Origin of the sequence: Bacillus sp. FJAT-25509 (genome assembly GCF_001420605.1) — a bacterium.
Classification (GTDB): Bacteria; Bacillota; Bacilli; order Bacillales; family Bacillaceae_G; genus Gottfriedia.
In genome coordinates, this window is record NZ_LJIZ01000021.1 from 252,120 (window position 1) to 270,950 (window position 18,831).

Below are 18,831 nucleotides of genomic sequence, written 5' to 3' on the forward strand. Positions count from 1 at the left end.
ATATAAATGGAACACGGTGAAGACAGACAAATTACAATCATCGATGAGGAAGGTAATGAGATTCTTTGTAATATTATCATGACTTTTGAATCAGATGATTATGGTAAATCATACGTAATTTATAGTCCAGTTGGACAAGAGTTTGATGAAGATGGAGACCCAATCTACCATGCATCTAGCTTCATTCCTGCAGAAGATGGTGAAGATGGAGAGTTATATCCAATCGAATCTGACGAAGAGTGGGAAATGGTTGAAGAAGTATTAAACACTTTCTTTGACGAAGAAGAAGGAGAATAATATCTCTGGATTTAAAAATGCTAATCGCTTATAAAAGTGTTTAGCATTTTTTTTATGTAGAAAATTGCCGATTTAGTACATATTTGTAGTATACTATAACGTGGAAAAGGAGGTAGATAAGTTTGTCATTTAACGATTTTGATAAAAATGGATACAAGAATACAAATAAAAAAAGCAGGATTATGCTTATTTTTACATATTTAATTATTGCTTGTATTGTCGTAGTTGGAGCGGGTTTTGCAACTTATAAACATATGTTAAAACCAGTTAATTCAGCAAATAAACAAATTAAATTAGTATCAATTCCTCAAGGAAGCTCTGTTGATAATATTGCAGCAATATTAAAAAAGAAAAACTTAATAAAAAATACTTCAATTTTTAAACTATATGTGAAGTTGCATAACAACGCTAGTCTAAAATCAGGGAATTATCATTTTAGCGAAAATCAAGGAGTTGCAACGATTATTAATCACTTACAAGTAGGTGGTAAATATCAAGTTGCTGTAAAGGATTTAATGATTCCTGAAGGTTCTCAATTAAGCGAAATCGCAGCGATTATTGCAAAAGGTTTTAAATTAGATCAAGCAGCTGTACTAAAACAGTTGAATGATAAAACATTTATTCAGGGACTACAAAAAAAGTTTCCGCAATTAATAACGAATGATGTTTTTAAACCAGGAATTCGCTATCCATTAGAAGGGTACTTATATCCTTCAACTTATATGTATGGGGATTATACTCCAAGTTTAGAGGAAATAATTACACCAATGTTAAATGAAACAGTGAAAACATTAGACCTATATAAAACAGAAATGAGTAGCCAAAAGCTTACTCCTCATCAGACATTAACAATGGCCTCATTAATTGAGCAAGAAGCCACTGGTACAACAGATCGAAAGTTAATTTCAAGTGTGTTTTATAACCGACTAAAAATAGGAATGCCATTACAAACGGATCCGACAGTTTTGTATGCACTGGGTAAACATAAAGAACGCGTATTATATAAAGATTTAGAAGTTAAATCTCCTTATAATACTTACTATGTTAAAGGGTTACCAGTAGGACCAATCGCAAGTGCTGGCGTTGATAGTATAGAAGCTGCTCTAAAGCCTGCTAAATCAGATTATCTATATTTCCTTGCTGATAAAACAGGTAAAGTAATCTTTACAAAGTCGTTAGCAGAACACAATACTGAAAAAGAAAAGCATATAAAATAAAAAGTTGGAAATACTTGTATAATATAGTAAAATCGTCGATTGACAAGCCTTTTTTGCGAAGCCAGAGACGTAGTTGCACTTATACTTGATTCCTAAATTGGCAACAACGTCGATTACTCTATCTTGCTGCCAATTTATTACTTTTTTTAAAATGAAAATATTAAATTCCTCAGTAGTATAAATAGTCTACTGAGGAATTTTGTAAATTAAAAAATAGTGAAAGCGTTGTAACTATTCTTGGTACTAGCCAAGGGTCTTTTTTTTATGTTAGAATATTACGGGTCTAAAAAAATTCAGATACAAAGAAATTTTACTTACACCTTGTTTTTGACAAGGTTGTATTTCTATTGGAGGCTTTATAAGCAATGAATGACGTTTTAGTTCGTCAATACTTGGCGAATTTTTATAAACATAGAGAACCTTTTATAGAAGAAATGGAAACTTATGCATTTGAGCATCATGTGCCGATAATGGATAAAGCAGGTATGGAATTTATGCTTGGTTTACTTTATTTAATACAGCCAACTTCCATTCTTGAAATTGGCAGTGCAATAGGCTATTCAAGTATTCGAATGGCAAAAGAGTTTCCAAATGTGAAGATTGTTACAATGGAGCGAAATGCAGAGAGAATTCGAAAAGCAAAAGAGTTTATTGAGCGAAGTGATTACAGCAATCGAATTCTACTTTTAGAAGGTGATGCTTTACTTTTAAAAGAAAAGTTGCCTGTAAACAGACAATATGATGTTATTTTTATCGACGCAGCTAAAGCTCAGTATAAACGATTTTTTGAATTATATGAGCCTTTGTTATCAGACAGAGGTGTTATCATTTCAGATAATGTTTTATTTAAAGGCCAAGTTGCTGAAAGTGCGGATCTTGTTGATGATCGACGCAAGAAAGCTTTAATAAAAAAGATTCAAAATTACAATGAATGGCTAATGAATCACCCTAAGTATGATTCGACAATTATACCAATTGGTGATGGAGTTGCTATTAGTAAGAAAAGGGGAGTTAATAATGATTAAGCCTGAATTATTAGTTACGCCAACTAACCTAAATGATATAGATAAATTAGCTGATGCTGGTGCAGACGCTTTTGTTATTGGTGAACAACGTTTCGGATTACGCTTAGCGGGTGAATTTAATCGTGAAGCTGTAAAAGAAGCAGTAGAAATTGCACATAAAAAAAATGTAAAAGTATATGTAGCGATGAATGGCGTCTACCATAATGAAATTCTTGATGAAATTGAAGATTATATTGCTTTTTTAAGAGATGCAAATGTGGATGCAATTGTATTCGGAGATCCTGCAGTTCTTATGTCTGTACGTGCGATTGCACCTAATATGCAATTACATTGGAACACAGAAACAACGGCAACAAACTGGTTTACATGTAATTACTGGGGAAAACGTGGATCTAAACGTGCGGTATTAGCTAGAGAGTTAAGCTTTGAAGCTGTCGCTGAAATTAAAGAAAATGCTAAAGTAGAAATCGAAGTACAAGTACATGGGATGACTGCTATGTTCCAATCAAAACGTTCACTTGTCGGTAACTATTTTGAATACCAAGGAAAGAATTTAGAGATCGTTCAACAAAAGAAATATGAAGAAAATATGTTCCTAGTTGACCACGAACGTAATAATAAATATCCAATTTTTGAAGATCAAAATGGAACTCATATTATGAGTCCAAATGATATTTGTATTGTTAACGAGTTAGAAGAATTAGTTGATGCAGGTATTGATTCATTCAAAATTGACGGAGTCTTAAAATCTTCAGAGTATATCATTGAAGTAACAAAACTATACAGACAAGCTATTGATCTATGTGTAGAAGATCGTGAAGCTTACGAAGATATTAAAGACGAACTTTTCGACAAAATCGAAGCAATCCAACCTGTAAATAGACCACTTGACACAGGATTCTTCTTTAAAGAAACGGTGTATTAATAGAAGCAAGATTAAATCATGGATATTTTAGGACAGCCAAGGAATTCTAGTGCAGGAAAAGCCGTATTTTAGAGCCTTGGACCTTAGTCCTGTATTAAAGAGGAGGATTAATAATGGCAATTGGACAATTAGATAAAATAGTTGATGGCAAACGTGTAATCGTGAAGAAACCTGAACTATTAGCACCGGCTGGTAATTTAGAAAAATTAAAAATTGCAGTAAGATACGGCGCAGATGCTGTATTTATCGGCGGTAGAGAGTTTGGTTTACGTTCGAATGCAGATAACTTCTCTATAGAAGAAATGGCTGAAGGGGTAGCATTTGCAAACAAATTTAATGCGAAAATTTATGTAACAACAAATATATTTGCTCATAACGAAAACATGGACGGATTAGTTGAATATTTACAAGGAATTGAAGCTGCAGGAGTAACGGGTATTATTGTAGCTGACCCATATATTATTGAAACATGTAAAGAGGCTGCTCCTAAATTAGAGGTGCATTTAAGTACACAACAATCTTTATCAAATTATCGTGCTGCACAATACTGGAAAGAAGAAGGATTACATCGATTAGTATTAGCACGTGAGACGAGCTATGAAGAAATAAAAGAAATCAAAGAAAAAGTAGATGTTGAAATTGAAACATTTATTCATGGAGCAATGTGTATTGCTTATTCTGGCCGTTGTACTTTAAGTAATCATATGACTGCACGTGATTCAAACCGTGGTGGATGTTGTCAATCATGTCGTTGGGATTACGATTTAGTTCAAACTGAGTCACAAAATCCTGATGCTTCAGAAAATGCTTTATTTGCTGAAGAAGATGCTCCATTTGCAATGAGCCCTAAAGATTTAAACTTATTACGTTCAATTCCTAAATTTATTGAAATGGGTGTAGATAGTTTAAAAATTGAAGGACGTATGAAATCAATCCATTACGTAGCTACTGTTGTATCTGTTTATCGTAAATTAATTGATGCATATTGTGCTGACCCAGAAAACTTTGAATTTAAAGAAGAATGGGTTGAAGAACTAGATAAATGTGCTAATCGTGACACTGCTTCTTCATTCTTTGAAGGACTTCCAGGAATGAAAGAGCAAATGTATGGAAATCATAGCAAAAAAACAACGTATGATTTTGCAGGTCTTGTATTAGACTATGATGATGAAACTGGTATCGCAACAATCCAACAACGTAACTACTTCAAACCAGGTGACCAAATTGAATTCTTTGGACCTGAAATGGACAACTTCAAACAAACAGTTGGTGTAATTGTTAATGAAGAAGGAACAGAAGTAGACGCTGCAAGACATCCATTAGAAATCGTAAAAATTAAAGTGGATCAAAAAGTTTATCCTTACAACATGATGAGAAAAAAGTTAGTTTGATAAGAAAGAGGGATTGAAGTATGGGGAATAAGCCCATTGTAATTGGAATTGCTGGAGGGACTGGCTCTGGTAAAACTTCTGTAACAAAAGCAATCTATGATCAATTTAAAGGTCATTCAATTTTAATGATTCAGCAAGATTCTTATTATAGAGATCAAACGCATTTACCAATGGAAGAAAGATTGAAAACAAATTATGACCATCCATTAGCATTTGATAATGATTTGTTTATTGAGCATATAAAAGATTTATTGCAATACAAAGCAATTGAAAAACCTGTATATGACTATACAATTCATACAAGATCTTCAGAAACAATCCCTGTAGAGCCAAAAGAAGTTATTATTTTAGAAGGTATTCTAGTATTAGAAGACGAGCGTTTACGTGATTTAATGGATATAAAGATATTTGTAGATACAGATGCTGACTTACGAATCCTTCGTAGAATACAACGAGATATAAAAGAACGTGGAAGAACAGTTGATTCTGTAGTAGATCAATATGTGAATGTTGTACGCCCTATGCATAATCAATTCTGTGAACCATCTAAGAAATTCGCAGATATTATCATACCAGAAGGTGGTCAGAACTTTGTGGCTATCGATTTAATGGCTACAAAAATTCAGACTATACTTGAAAGAGTAAGTGTATTATAATACGTTCATATGAGAGAATAATTCCTAAAAATAATTTTGGAAAGATGGAGAAGCACTCACTTCTTCATCTTTCTATATAAAAGAATGCGTTTTCATAAGTTGAATGTTTCATTAATTATTCTCATACACTGTTTGTACAACTACATTGTATAAACAGATATTTAGAAGTTCTACATAAAAGAAACGGTGGATACTAAAAGGAGTGTACAAAATGGCTAACGAAAAAAAATTCCCTATGACTTTAGCTGGGAAACAAAAATTAGAACAAGAATTAGAAAATTTAAAAACAGTAAAGCGTGCTGAAGTAGTAGAGCGTATTAAAATTGCTCGTAGCTTTGGTGACCTTTCAGAGAACTCTGAATACGATGCTGCAAAAGATGAGCAAGCATTTGTTGAAGGTCGTATTACAACTTTAGAAAATATGATCCGTAATGCTGAAATTATTACAGAAAATAATGATGCATCAGATACAGTAACTTTAGGTAAATCTGTAACTTTCTTAGAATTACCAGCTGGTGACGAAGAAACTTACACAATTGTAGGTAGTGCTGAGGCTGATCCATTTGAAGGTAAAATTTCAAATGATTCTCCAATCGCAAAAAGCTTATTAGGCAAAACTGTTGGTGAAGAAGTGACAGTTAATACTCCAGGTGGAGATATGCAAGTAAGAATCCTTGCTGTTAAATAATTTGATTTGTTTAACAATTTAATTGTTTGAAAAAAGAACACCCCGTCTACACTGTAGATGAGGTGTTTTTTATATGCATAGACGGATAAAAGCCATATTAATTATATTTTCATTACTATTTTCTTTAATCGCATACAGATGTTTAGATATTAGTGTACTTCATCAAAAGAATTTTGGCCCACAAAAGGTAAATTTAATTGAACGAAGTGTTGCTCAAAGAACATTTCAGTTTCGGATTGATAATGGACGTGGAAAAATACTAGACCGAAATGGAAAATTATTAAGTGCAGCTTACACTCCAAAAGTTATTTTATTTCCATTTTTAAAAACAATCGATTGGCCAATTGATAACTTATCGTCGATTACAGGAGTACCGGTTGCAAAAATTAAAGATCAGTTTAATGGTAAAAAAGAACCTTTTACATTAGAAGGAATGACAAAAACATTAACATCTGAACAAATTGATCAAATAAATAATTTACATGTTTCTGGATTAATTTCCATGCTGTCTCAAGACAAAGACGATAAACAATTGGCAGAACACCTAATTGGAATAGCTAGGGAAAATAAAGAACAATATGAAAAACAGTATGAAAGTGATCGAAATTATAAGCCTAAAGAATTTGGGGTAATTGGTTTAGAAGCTCAGTTTGAAGATTTCTTAAAATCTGATGGCACATCTAATTTAATGCTTCACGTGGATAATTTAGGTAAACCGATGTTTGGAAATGAAGTCAAATATGCAAAACCTAGTAATCCATTTTATCCTGTTTCCCTTTCTACTACACTAGATAAAGATTTACAACAAATTTTAGAACAAGCTGTTGACCAAGCTAAACTTCAAAAAGGTGCTGCAGTGTTAATTGACGTAAAGACGAACAATTTATTAGCAATGGTTAGTCGACCAACTATGAATTTCCAAAATTTATTTTCTTCAAATGATAATACTGCGACTAATTATGCATTATTAGCTAGTACACCCGGTTCCGTCTTTAAAACAGTTGTAGCGGCTGCTGCAATAGATCAAGGTATTGTGAAAGAAAATCAAATGTATAATTGCAATAATAATCTAGTCGGTAAATACGAAGATGAAGAGAAAAAGCGAAAAGGTAATTTAACTTTTCAACAAAGTTTCTATGAAAGTTGTAATTACACATTTGGCCAATTAGGTAAGCAATTAACTTTAAAAAATAAAGATATGTTTCAAGCCTATGCCAAAAAGCTAGGTTTAGATGGTCCAGTAGGATGGACAGGATCTGTCTATCATGAATCTAGTTTTAGTCAATTTCAAAATGAAGGGAAACCAACATATTTTGTAGGAAACTCTTTAAGTGATAAGCTCTTAAATACATCCATTGGACAACAGGATGTGAAAGTATCCCCTTTAGCTGTAGCTAATATGATGGCTACCATTGCGCGAGGTGGAAGCCCAAAACAAGTAAAAGTAGTAGATTCTGTAGTATATAAAAATGGTACAGAAATGTTTAAATTCCCAGAACAGACATTAGCTGATGATTATCTAGCTCCAGATTCAATGCAAAAATTAAGAGAGTTACTTCGAGGTGTAGTTACGGATGCGAAAGGAACGGGAAATCGATATACTAGTTTGCCTTACACTTTAGCAGGGAAAAGTGGTACAGCGGAAACAAAAGTAGTAGATGGTAAAATAGTCGAACAAAACAAATGGTTTGCAGGTTATTTTCCATATGATAAGCCAAGGTATGCATTCGCAGTTGTTAGTTTAAATGTTCCAAACGAAGTTACATCTACTTCTGACACTGTTACAAGTTTAATAAAATCTATATATAACTTTGATAAAAACCACACAAAATAGCTATTTTTAATTAATTAACTCTATGTTAAAATAGGGAAAAATTAGTTGTTTTTGGAGGATTTTGTCAATGTCTTCAATTGAATCAAACAAAAGGGTCCAAAAATTAAGACGAGTACGAAGAGGAAATTATTTTTTCCGAATACTACTTATTCCACTTCTTTTTGGAATCATCTATTTAGGGATAAAAATAACTTTACCAATCATCAACCAACAAAAGATAGAGCCTAATACTGCAAAAGCTCAGATTACTACGATTGCTCAAGAACCAAAGCAAATGACAGATATACCGAATCCTTATCAAGCGAAATATCGAGAAAAAGTAAATGAGATTATTAAAGATTCAATAAATGATGAAAATATTATAGAATCGACTGTAAAAGAATGGACACCTAATAAAACAAGACAAGTTGAGCCACATAAAGTTCATTATAGTCATATGTCTCAGGACTTTTATGAAATGGAAGAAGCAGTATCAAATGCGATTTCTTTAACAAAAGAAGATTATTCAATTTGGCATATTAGTCAAGGATACGATCAGCAAAGTATAAATGTATACGTTGCCACAAACGACTTAAGCTATAAATATGTCATTTACTTACATTGGGTTGTAAAAGAAGGCTGGCTCCCTATTTTGGTACAAGAAGTAAAAGAGTTAAAGTATTAAAAGCTAAAAAGTTTGAGTCTCTATGGGATCAAACGATAAGGTTACGCCACATGGAAAGCGAACGCCTTTTTAGGAAACTTTTAAAATTTAAAGTGTTTTTTGTTGTACGCATTCTTAAAGATGAATGATATGTCTCTATATGGTAAAATGATTAAAGTTTGAAAGAGAAAGTAGGGAATTTAAAGAATGAAATTAGCTATTATTGGAGCAATGGAAGAAGAAGTACATGTATTACGTGATAAATTAGACAACCTGAGAAAAGAAGAAGTTGCAGGCTCAGAATATAATATAGGTACATACGAAGGTAAAGAAGTAATTTTATTAAAGTCTGGAATTGGTAAAGTTAATGCCGCAATGGCAACAGCAATTCTTTTAGAAAAATATCAGCCAGATGTTGTTATTAACACAGGATCTGCAGGCGGACTTCATACTGACTTAAATGTAGGAGACGTTGTTATCTCAACTGAAGTGCGTCATCATGATGTAGACGTTACCGCGTTCAATTATGAATATGGTCAAGTTCCAGGTATGCCAGCTGCATTCCCTTCTGATGACAAATTAAAGTCTATCGCTAAAAAATGCGCTGAAAAAATTAATGGTATCCAAGTTGTTGAAGGATTAATCGTAACTGGTGATTCATTTATGAATGATCCAGTACGAGTAGACTTTGTAAAAGAGAAATTTGGTGATCTATATGCTGTAGAGATGGAAGCAGCTGCAATCGCTCAAGTTTGTTATGCTTTTAAAGTACCATTTGTTGTAACACGAGCATTGTCAGATATTGCAGGTAAAGAATCAAATATTTCATTTGATCAATTCCTTCATACGGCAGCTGTTAATTCAACATTAATGGTTGAGGAAATGATTAAAGCGTTATAAATCTTTTAAGTAAAGATGCCTTATAGGCATCTTTCTTTAGAAAATCTATTTTGTAATGTAGAAAAATAGAGTGTGAAATTAAAATAAAAAATGTATGGTAGCTATTGCTCCATACATTTTTTTACTTTGTTATTGAAGTCTAAACTTAAAAATAGGGATTTAAACTAAAGCAGGTATTAATATCTTATTTTTCTTTAAGCCAATCTTTAAAATGTGTTGGGGCAGTATGCAGAGTTTCTTCTAGAGTAGGAACTAACGAAAACTCGCCAAGTTTTGCACCAAAGTATAGATTTTTTTCGTCTGCTTCAATTTTACGTATATCACTTTTACTTTCTAAGTAAGCCTTTACGTAATCAGCAAATTTCATTCGATCTGGTCCGGCTAAATTAACAATACCGTTTACTGGTGTACTTAGTGCAAAGTCGACTATGCCTTCTGCAGCATCTTCAGAGGATATTGCCTGATTATACGAATCAGGTAAACGAATAGTGTCTCCATCGGTAAATAAATCTGTAAGAGTCAGAATAAAATCAAAGAATTGTGTTGTACGAACAATCGTGTAAGGGATACTAAAATCTTTTATTAATTTTTCTTGAGCCATTTTACCACGGAAGTATGCACTCTCAAGAAGACCATCCGTACCTATAATCGATAAATGAACATGATGTTTTACGTTGGTAATTTTCTCAGCAGCAAGAATATTTCGAGTAGAAGTTTCAAAAAAGTCCAATACGACGTTGTCTTCATATGAAGGGGAATTAGTTACATCAATTACAACATCTGTGCCCATAAGTACTTCAACAAGTCCTTCACCAGTAATTGTATTAACCCCTAAGGAAGGTGATGCTACAATAATTTCATGTTCTGTCTCACGAAGTTTGCTAACTATTTTAGTTCCAATAAATCCAGTACCACCAACTACTACAATTTTCATTTATGTTAACCTCACTAATTATGAATTTAATTATTTAATTTGATTATTTAGTATGCCGTTTTTGCTCATTGATACCATTTTTAAAATGACATATCCTTAATAGTTCTTAAGTCTAAATTTTTTCAATTATTTTATAAAACGCATTGCAGCATCTTCAGCTTCCTTATATGCATTAGCCAATATTTCTTCTCTTTTTAACAAAGCTGTGCCTTGTGCTCTTATTATTTGATAGTCTTCAACACCTAAGAAATTAAACATGGATTTTAAATACTTATGAGCGTACTCAACCTCTGTATACCAATCATCATTTGTATAAATTGCACCACTGGCTTGAATGACTAATAATTTTCGATCATCATAAAGTAACCCTACTGAACCGTCTTCTGTATACTTAAAAGTCTCACGCGCAATTAGAATATTATCCATATAATCTTTTAATTTAGATGGAATATTGAAATTATGAAGTGGGAAGGCGATTACATACTGCTTTATCTCTTTAAATTGCTTTAATATCTCATTCATTCTTTCTATTTTACGAGCTTCATCTGAGTTAAGTTGAATACCTTCACTTAATTTTCCCCAGGCAGATAAAACGTTTGAATCTACATTAGGTATAAATTCGTTATACAAGTTAATTTGCTCAATCTTTGCAGAAGGGTCCTTACTTTTAAGTGTGTTCTTAAAATGATTTAATACATTTACACTATATACCTCTTCAGAATTGAAATTTGGATGTGCATTTATTACAAGTATTCTATTCATTAATTATGTCTCCTCGTGTAGTATTGAATAATCGGCGACAAATGTAATCGGCGATTGACCACATCAGTAATATAACCCTTGTTTTTGAAAATGTCAATGATATTTGTGAAGTTATACACAAATAATAAATACTTCTAAAATATTGTTTATACATTTTATTTTTTGTAATGGAGGCGTTTTGGGTGCAATATAGTGTAGAGGTGGAATATTGTCTTCATTGCCTTGTTTATGTAATTGATATAACACCAAGTTCGAGTATTACGATTAAAGAACTTTCCGAGTTTCAAGGTGCAGATATATTGGTGCTATTATAAAACCAAGCGGATAACCAGCCCTAGCAGCCTTTTTTTATAGTATGATTGAGTGAGTACTCACTTTTTATTGACTGATCGTAAAGGATGAACTAAGATGAAAGTATAGAGTGAGTACTCACTCATTTTGAATAATATAGATTGTAAATATACTTGAACGGAGGATTACGATGAGCGATGTAGTTCAAATCCAGAAAGTCGATCGTTTATTTGGAAAAAGAGCTGTGCTAAAAAATATTTCAATGAACATCCGAGAAGGTGAAATTTTTGGGATTTTAGGCCCATCAGGTTCTGGGAAAACAACTTTAATAAAATTAGTAGCTGGAATTGATAAAAGTTCAAAAGGCGAGGTACTAGTTTACAACAAAAAAATGCCTAATTTTTCTGTCCTTCCGTCTATAGGTTACATGGGGCAATCTGACGCATTATATAGCGATTTAACAGGAACTGATAATTTAAATTTCTTCGGTGCTCTATATAATTTAAAAGGCAAAGAACTTAAGTCGAGAATTCAAGAAGTAGCTCAAATCGTTGGTTTAGAGGATTCATTAAACAAACAAGTTAATCAATACTCTGGAGGAATGAAAAAACGACTTTCTCTTGCCATTTCAATCCTCCATAAACCTACATTACTAATCCTTGATGAACCAACAGTTGGAATTGATCCAGTACTAAGAAAGCAAATTTGGAATCAATTTTTTGAGATGAAAAAGCAAGGTACTACAATCATCATTACAACCCATATCATGGAAGAAGCTGAAAAATGTGAACGGATCGGATTAATTAGAGAAGGAGAATTAATTGCTTTAGATACTACTGAAAATTTAATCTCGCAATCAAAAACAGGTAAAATCGAAGACCTATATTTTAATACTGAGGTGAGCTCATGAGAGTCTTTGCAATTTCTAAACGAATAATAAAACAATTTTTAAAAGATAGAAGATCTCTTGCAATGATTTTTGTTGCTCCTATCGTATTATTGTTTTTATTTTCGTATATCTTAAAACAGGATGATACGAAACCAACTTTAGCCCTTGTAGATGCACCTCCAGCATTTGAGCAAATTGTGAAAGATTATGCGAAAGTAAAGAATGTAAATCCTTCAGACATAGAAGATAAGTTAAAAAGCATGGATCTTGATGGTGCTGTTTTGTTTAAAGCAGGGAAAATAGTTGTACAAATTGAAGGGACTGATAAGGCAAGAACAACTGCAGTAATGGATGCTATTCAATCAGCAGTTAAAGAAAACACACCTTCGAATTTTAAAATTGTAATGGACCCAATTTATGGTAGTAAAAATATGGAATCATTTGATTCAATTGGACCAATTTTTATTGGGTTTTTCTCATTCTTATTTGTATTTATCTTATCTGGTATTTCTTTTGTAAGGGAAAGATTAACAACAACTCTTGAAAGATTACTTGTTACGCCAGTCAAAAGATGGGAAATAGTAGTTGGTTATATTTTAGGCTTTGGATTTTTTGCTTTAATTCAATCGATCATTATAACAGTCTTTTCAATCAGTGTGTTAGATATGTATAATGTAGGAAGTGCATGGGAAGTCTGCGTAGTTAATATTTTATTATCTCTAACTGCTCTAACACTTGGAATGCTGTTATCTGCCTATGCAAATAATGAATTCCAAGTTGTGCAATTTATTCCAGTTATTGCAGTCCCTCAAATTCTTTTTTCAGGTATTTTCTCAACAGCGTTTTTACCAAATTGGTTCAAATTTATTGGGGGTATTCTACCACTGACATATGGAGCAGAAGCGCTTAGAGGTATTATGATAAAAGGACAGTCGCTTTCAGATGTTGTAATTCAATTACTGATCCTACTTGGATTTTCAATCGTATTTATTTCTTTAAATATAGTTGCTTTAAAGAAACAGCGTTCAATTTAAGGAGTGTTACCAATTAAATTAGAAGAGTTTTTTCCAGAAGAAAAATTACAAGAAATGAATGAAAAAGAAATAAAAATTCTTGAAGCTGCAATTGAAATATTTGCAGAAAAAGGTTTTGTTAGTACTTCTACTAATGAAATTGCCAAAAAAGCAAATGTTGCTGAAGGTACTATTTTTCGTTACTTTAAAACAAAAAAGGATTTACTAAAAAGTATTATCAAACCGACATTAGTAAAAACAATTGCTCCTTTTGAAATGGATCGTTTTTCTAAAGCAGTATTTCATTTAGAATACGAAACATTTGAAGATTTTCTTAATGCGCTTATTAAAAATCGCATGGAATTTGCAAAGAAAAATAAAGCAGCTGTAAAAATAATCATACAAGAAATGCCATTCCAAGACGATATGCAAGAAGAGCTAAAAAGACTCTTTAAAGATAAAATGTACCCCAAAGTAGCTAGTGTATTACAATCGTTTATTGATAAAGGACAAATAAAAGAATTACCGATACCGACAGTACTAAGATTAATTATCTCAACAGTAATTGGTTTAGTTATCTCTTCAATCGTCCTAGAAAATACCCCTTTTTGGAACGAAGAACAGGAAACTGAACGTACGATTGAGTTTATTAAGAATGGGTTGAAATAACTTATAATTAATTTTGATAAAAATATGATTTTTGTTTATAAAAGGTAAATCTTGGTATGAGAATTTTGGAGTTTTTAATACTATTTGATTTTAAATGGAAATGCTTCTATTTTTGGTTCTATTAGCCTAATTCATGATGATATTATATTGAATTTTACAACCTTGATTTAGAGACAATTTGTAATATAAACTTTTTTAGATGAATTGATTGGACGATGATCGACTCCTATGGGAGATGCAGGAAGGGTGAGACCCCGCAGGAACGAGGAGGCTCAGCTCATGCCCCATGGAAAGCGAGCATCCTGTAGTGGAAATCACCAAGAGATTACTTATTAATTTGACAACTTCTATTTTTATCAGAAGAAAGGGATTTTAAATAATCTCTTTCTTCTTTGTGTTTAAATATGCTCTGGAATTGAGCTGAAATAAAATTAATTAGTAAGCTATTATACTTTAGCGATATAGTAATAAATCAAAATTACTTTATTCAGTTGTATCAATTATTTGATTCTTTTCTGTGTTCAATATTCTATAAGAGCTGTGGACAAAAGCGAGCAACCTGTAGTGGAAATCAACAAGACAATACTTATCTTATGACTTTAGTTTTTCTTATACTTACTAATCTCTACATATACTGCCTTTAATTACCTTCACTTTTCTTGTATAAAATATGTTAAAGTTAATTAAGTAAACAAGAAGGGAAGGTGTAGTATTCATGAATTTTAAAAAGCTACAGGCGAAGGTTAATGATTTTAAAACATTTGGAGCAATAACAACAGCATTGGCTACTTTTTTCTATATCGGAACTCTCCTTCCAAAGGACGGATTAACCCAACATAAAATATTGATCGTCGAGAGTATCGTTTTTACAATGCTGATTTTTGCATTAGGTTTCTTTCTGACATCCAATTATTTTAAACGCAAAATGCAAAAAGAAGAGCAAGCTTAAAAACCACTAAAAATGAATTCCCTCCAATTGGTAGATTTGACTAACAATTGGAGGTCATATTCATCTTTAGTGGTTTATTTTTTATCTTTTTTCTTTTCTTTTTCAGCTCTTAAAAACTCGTGGTACATTTTCATTAAAGCACGTTTTTCAATTCTCGAAACATAACTTCTTGAGATTCCTAATTTCTTTGCGATTTCACGTTGAGTTAGTTCTTTATCCATATCAATACCAAATCGTTGGATAATTACATCCTTTTCACGGTCATCTAAAATCTTAATATATTGCTTGATTTTTTCTAATTCCATATTCAGTTGAATTTGATCAACTACGTCTTCCGTCTCAGTTTTTAATATGTCTAATAGTGAGATTTCATTGCCTTCTTTATCCTGGCCTATCGGATCATGAAGTGAGACATCTTTTTTTGTTTTCTTTAAAGCACGTAAATGCATAAGTATTTCGTTTTCAATACATCTAGCAGCATATGTGGCTAATTTTGTTCCTTTACCTTGAACAAAGCTCTCAATTGCCTTTATTAAACCTATTGTACCAATCGAAATTAAATCTTCAGCATCTTCTCCGGTATTTTCAAATTTTTTAACAATGTGAGCAACGAGTCTTAAATTATGTTCAATTAATAAATTTCGTGCTTCTCCATCTCCATTTGCCATACGATTTAAATAGAGCGTTTCTTCGGCTTGTGAAAGAGGTTGAGGGAAGGCATTATTTTTAACATATGAAACAAACACAAACACTTCTTTTAAGAAAAGACTTAAGGCGGTAAATAAACCAGTCATATAATCACTCCTAAGGAAGGTAAGGTTAGTTGTTATTTATATATTTATGTAATGTACAAATTCTGTGTGTCTGTACCATAAAAAAAATGTAAGCAGTGTAAAAAATTTGTTGAAAATAGTAAGCGCTACCAATCCGATAGTGATGTATCTTTTTTTAAATCGTTACATATTTTAGAAAAAAAATGCATTGACAGCCTATTTAAAAGTGATTTATAATCCTCATTAATAACTTTTTTAATGAATCTTTTGACAATTAAATATATTGCGATGATAAGAGCACAGTAGGCATAACTTCCCTGTTTAAGAGAGCTGACGTAGGCTGCGAGTCAGTACAAATGGTATGCTGAATTACATTCTTGGAGCAATTTCTATTTCATTTATTGAAAATAGAAACGGTCATTTTGATCGTTAACAAAATGAAGGTGGTGAACAGATTTTTTGTTCACAACTAGGGTGGTACCGCGATTAATTAATTCGTCCCTACTGTTTATTCAGTAGGGACTTTTTGTTTTCATTTTTACATACTTACTTCTTGATAAAAGAAGTGGTATTGGAATAGACATTTAAAATTTGAGGAGGAAAAAGAAATGAGTACAAATAATGAGTTAGTGCAATTACGTGATAAGGTTGATGAGATTAATTTAAAAATCGTTGAATTATTAAACGAGCGTGGAAAAGTTGTTCAAGAAATTGGTCAGCAAAAGATTAAACATGGTATTAAGCGTTTCGATCCAGTTCGTGAGCGTGAAGTGTTAGATATGATTGCAAATGTGAATGAAGGACCATTTGAAACGTCAACTTTACAACATATTTTCAAGACGATCTTCCAAGCAAGCTTAGAACTACAAGAGGATGATCACAGAAAAGCTCTATTAGTTTCAAGAAAGAAAAAGCCTGACAATACAATTGTTACAGTGAAAAATGATATTGTCCTTGGTGATGGTTCTCAATCATTTATTATGGGACCGTGTGCAGTTGAGAGCTACGAACAAGTACGTGCAGTAGCACAAGCTATGAAACAACAAGGTTTAACAATGATGCGAGGCGGTGCATTTAAACCTAGAACTTCTCCATACGATTTCCAAGGTCTTGGATACGAAGGACTACAAATTTTAAGAGAAGTGGCAAATGAATTTGATTTAGCAGTAATAAGTGAAATACTAAATCCAAATGATGTTGAAAGATCGTTAGAATACGTTGATGTCATTCAAATTGGTGCACGTAATATGCAAAACTTTGATTTACTGAGAACAGTTGGTCAAGTAAATAAACCAGTGTTATTAAAACGAGGACTGTCAGCAACAATTGAAGAATTTATTAATGCTGCAGAATACATTATTTCGCAAGGAAATGACCAAATTATTCTTTGTGAAAGAGGAATTCGTACTTACGAGAAAGCTACAAGAAATACATTAGATATCTCAGCAGTACCGATTCTGAAGAAAGAAACACATTTACCAGTAGTAGTAGATGTTACGCATTCTACTGGTCGTAAGGATTTGCTATTACCAACAGCAAAAGCAGCTTTAGCAATTGGAGCAGATGCAGTAATGGCTGAAGTACACCCTGATCCAGCAGTTGCTTTATCAGATTCAGCTCAACAAATGAATATCCCACAATTTGAAGAATTTATGTTTGAGTTAAAAGACTTCCGTGCAAAACTACAATCATAAATAATATTACTTAATGAAGGATAGGCGGTGAATGCCTTGAAAAAGAACGTCCTTTTAATTGGCACAGGATTAATCGGAGGCTCAATTGCCTTGGCAATAAAAAAAGTTCATGATGTAAATATAATTGGATATGATATAAACGAAAAACAACTTGAAATTGGTAAAAGAATTCAAGTTTTAGATGAAATCTCGGTGCAGCTTAAAGACTGTGCCGAGAAGGCTCATCTAATCATTTTTTCTTGCCCTGTTGAGGAGTCAATAAAATATATACATATGTTAAGTGAATATGAACTAAAGAATGATGTCATATTAACTGATGTAGGTAGTACGAAAAGTGAAATTATGAGGCATTCGAAGACTCTTACAGATAAAGGATATTGCTTTATTGGAGGTCATCCAATGGCAGGCTCGCATAAAACTGGCATCGAGAGTGCAAAAGTTCATTTATTTGAAAATGCATATTTTATTTTGACACCAAGTGAAAATACTCAAAATGATCAAATTGATGAATTAAAAGAATGGCTTAAAGGAACAGGTTCACATTTCGTTGTAATTGATGAAGAAACACATGATCAAATCACCGGAGTGGTAAGCCATTTTCCACATCTAATTGCTGCTAATCTTGTAAAACAAGTTAAATCTTATTCGAAGGATGAGCCTTTAGTAACAGCCTTAGCTGCCGGAGGGTTTAGAGATATTACTAGGATTGCATCAAGCAGCCCGAAAATGTGGACTGATATTGTGATTCAAAATAGGGATACATTGCTTTCATTAATTTCAAATTGGATTGATGATATGAAACAAATGTATCAGCTTGTTGAAAGCCAGGATCAAGAAGATATCTTTCACTATTTCAAGGAATCAAAAGATTTTAGAGACAACATGCCAGCAAAAGCAAATGGCGCTATCCCAAGTTATTTTGATTTGTATGTAGACGTTTTAGATCGAGTTGGTGAGCTTGCTAACATCACGACAATCTTATCGATTCACCAAGTAAGCATTACGAATCTAAGGATAATTGAATCACGTGAAGGCTTACCAGGTGTACTAAGAATAAGCCTTCAAACAGAAAATGACAGAGAGAAAGCTGAAAAGTTCTTAAATGTTAATGGTTATGAGACGTATATTGTTTCATAAAAAATCAGTTTTTAGGACTTTATCTATACACTTAAAAGCACTTTTCGAAAGTGCTTTTTTTGTTTAAATAGCGACAAGTAATCAAGTCATTTGCTAATCTGCTAAGGTCTCTCTGACATTTCAAATAAAAATGAATAGTCAGTC

Annotated in this window: 20 protein-coding genes and 1 other annotated feature; of the genes, 17 read left to right on the forward strand and 3 right to left on the reverse strand. The window is 32.5% G+C overall.

Annotation, left to right across the window (positions count from 1 at the left end; translation table 11 throughout):
• Positions 1 to 6: 6 nt before the first annotated feature.
• From AN960_RS14280 to mtnN, 10 genes are all read left to right on the forward strand, one after another.
• Positions 7 to 297 (forward strand): DUF1292 domain-containing protein, encoded by a 291-nt coding sequence (locus tag AN960_RS14280; RefSeq protein WP_056472710.1) that lies wholly within the window; start codon positions 7 to 9, stop codon positions 295 to 297.
• A 182-nt stretch (positions 298 to 479) separates the two neighbouring features.
• Positions 480 to 1,514 carry an endolytic transglycosylase MltG gene (gene mltG, locus AN960_RS14285; protein ID WP_056473111.1) on the forward strand — a complete coding sequence of 345 codons (1,035 nt, stop codon included), beginning with the start codon at positions 480 to 482 and terminating at the stop codon, positions 1,512 to 1,514.
• A gap of 365 nt (positions 1,515 to 1,879) precedes the next feature.
• A complete protein-coding gene (locus AN960_RS14290; RefSeq protein ID WP_056472715.1) occupies positions 1,880 to 2,539 on the forward strand; it encodes an O-methyltransferase in 660 nt (219 codons plus the stop codon).
• Positions 2,532 to 3,464, forward strand: a complete 933-nt coding sequence (locus AN960_RS14295; RefSeq protein ID WP_056472717.1) for a peptidase U32 family protein — start codon at positions 2,532 to 2,534, stop codon at positions 3,462 to 3,464. The genes AN960_RS14290 and AN960_RS14295 overlap by 8 nt, the downstream gene beginning before the upstream one ends.
• Positions 3,465 to 3,577: 113 nt before the next feature.
• Positions 3,578 to 4,855 carry a peptidase U32 family protein gene (locus tag AN960_RS14300; protein WP_056472719.1) on the forward strand — a complete coding sequence of 426 codons (1,278 nt, stop codon included), beginning with the start codon at positions 3,578 to 3,580 and terminating at the stop codon, positions 4,853 to 4,855.
• Positions 4,856 to 4,875: 20 nt separating this feature from the next.
• On the forward strand, positions 4,876 to 5,511 hold the full coding sequence (gene udk / locus AN960_RS14305; RefSeq protein WP_056472723.1) for a uridine kinase: 636 nt from the start codon (positions 4,876 to 4,878) through the stop codon (positions 5,509 to 5,511).
• A gap of 211 nt (positions 5,512 to 5,722) precedes the next feature.
• The gene (greA, locus tag AN960_RS14310; RefSeq protein WP_056472726.1) at positions 5,723 to 6,199 is read left to right on the forward strand and encodes a transcription elongation factor GreA; all 477 of its coding nucleotides are present in this window, start codon (positions 5,723 to 5,725) and stop codon (positions 6,197 to 6,199) included.
• Positions 6,200 to 6,272: 73 nt separating this feature from the next.
• On the forward strand, positions 6,273 to 8,033 hold the full coding sequence (locus AN960_RS14315) for a peptidoglycan D,D-transpeptidase FtsI family protein (RefSeq protein WP_056472729.1): 1,761 nt from the start codon (positions 6,273 to 6,275) through the stop codon (positions 8,031 to 8,033).
• 67 nt (positions 8,034 to 8,100) lie between these two features.
• The gene (locus tag AN960_RS14320) at positions 8,101 to 8,697 is read left to right on the forward strand and encodes a YrrS family protein (RefSeq protein ID WP_056472733.1); all 597 of its coding nucleotides are present in this window, start codon (positions 8,101 to 8,103) and stop codon (positions 8,695 to 8,697) included.
• Positions 8,698 to 8,883: 186 nt separating this feature from the next.
• Positions 8,884 to 9,576 (forward strand): 5'-methylthioadenosine/S-adenosylhomocysteine nucleosidase, encoded by a 693-nt coding sequence (gene mtnN / locus AN960_RS14325; RefSeq protein WP_056472738.1) that lies wholly within the window; start codon positions 8,884 to 8,886, stop codon positions 9,574 to 9,576.
• Positions 9,577 to 9,760: 184 nt separating this feature from the next.
• Here the strand turns inward: mtnN and AN960_RS14330 are convergent, their stop codons facing one another.
• Together AN960_RS14330 and AN960_RS14335 are read right to left on the reverse strand one after the other, a co-directional pair.
• Complete coding sequence (locus tag AN960_RS14330) at positions 9,761 to 10,510, reverse strand: SDR family oxidoreductase (RefSeq protein WP_056472741.1); 750 nt, start codon at positions 10,508 to 10,510, stop codon at positions 9,761 to 9,763.
• Between the two features lie 126 nt (positions 10,511 to 10,636).
• Positions 10,637 to 11,272, reverse strand: coding sequence for an FMN-dependent NADH-azoreductase (locus AN960_RS14335; RefSeq protein ID WP_056472744.1), 636 nt, complete (start codon positions 11,270 to 11,272; stop codon positions 10,637 to 10,639).
• Between the two features lie 182 nt (positions 11,273 to 11,454).
• Between AN960_RS14335 and AN960_RS24070 the strand changes: the two genes are divergently transcribed.
• The 5 genes from AN960_RS24070 to AN960_RS14355 all read left to right on the forward strand — a co-directional run bounded on the left by AN960_RS24070 (position 11,455) and on the right by AN960_RS14355 (position 15,083).
• A complete protein-coding gene (locus tag AN960_RS24070; protein WP_429900968.1) occupies positions 11,455 to 11,586 on the forward strand; it encodes a hypothetical protein in 132 nt (43 codons plus the stop codon).
• 167 nt (positions 11,587 to 11,753) lie between these two features.
• Positions 11,754 to 12,473 carry an ABC transporter ATP-binding protein gene (locus AN960_RS14340; protein ID WP_056472747.1) on the forward strand — a complete coding sequence of 240 codons (720 nt, stop codon included), beginning with the start codon at positions 11,754 to 11,756 and terminating at the stop codon, positions 12,471 to 12,473.
• On the forward strand, positions 12,470 to 13,486 hold the full coding sequence (locus tag AN960_RS14345; protein WP_056472750.1) for an ABC transporter permease: 1,017 nt from the start codon (positions 12,470 to 12,472) through the stop codon (positions 13,484 to 13,486). Before AN960_RS14340 ends, AN960_RS14345 begins: the two co-directional genes overlap by 4 nt.
• Positions 13,487 to 13,489: 3 nt before the next feature.
• Complete coding sequence (locus tag AN960_RS14350; RefSeq protein ID WP_056472752.1) at positions 13,490 to 14,134, forward strand: TetR/AcrR family transcriptional regulator; 645 nt, start codon at positions 13,490 to 13,492, stop codon at positions 14,132 to 14,134.
• Between the two features lie 715 nt (positions 14,135 to 14,849).
• On the forward strand, positions 14,850 to 15,083 hold the full coding sequence (locus AN960_RS14355) for a YrhC family protein (RefSeq protein WP_056472755.1): 234 nt from the start codon (positions 14,850 to 14,852) through the stop codon (positions 15,081 to 15,083).
• A gap of 74 nt (positions 15,084 to 15,157) precedes the next feature.
• Here the strand turns inward: AN960_RS14355 and sigK are convergent, their stop codons facing one another.
• On the reverse strand, positions 15,158 to 15,877 hold the full coding sequence (gene sigK / locus AN960_RS14360) for an RNA polymerase sporulation sigma factor SigK (RefSeq protein ID WP_056472757.1): 720 nt from the start codon (positions 15,875 to 15,877) through the stop codon (positions 15,158 to 15,160).
• Between the two features lie 258 nt (positions 15,878 to 16,135).
• Positions 16,136 to 16,362, forward strand: a binding site (T-box leader).
• Between the two features lie 102 nt (positions 16,363 to 16,464).
• On the opposite strand from sigK, the gene AN960_RS14365 reads away from it, so the two are divergent.
• Together AN960_RS14365 and AN960_RS14370 are read left to right on the forward strand one after the other, a co-directional pair.
• Complete coding sequence (locus tag AN960_RS14365; RefSeq protein WP_056472760.1) at positions 16,465 to 17,550, forward strand: bifunctional 3-deoxy-7-phosphoheptulonate synthase/chorismate mutase; 1,086 nt, start codon at positions 16,465 to 16,467, stop codon at positions 17,548 to 17,550.
• Between the two features lie 36 nt (positions 17,551 to 17,586).
• Positions 17,587 to 18,687 carry a prephenate dehydrogenase gene (locus AN960_RS14370; protein WP_056472763.1) on the forward strand — a complete coding sequence of 367 codons (1,101 nt, stop codon included), beginning with the start codon at positions 17,587 to 17,589 and terminating at the stop codon, positions 18,685 to 18,687.
• The last annotated feature ends 144 nt before the right edge of the window (positions 18,688 to 18,831 follow it).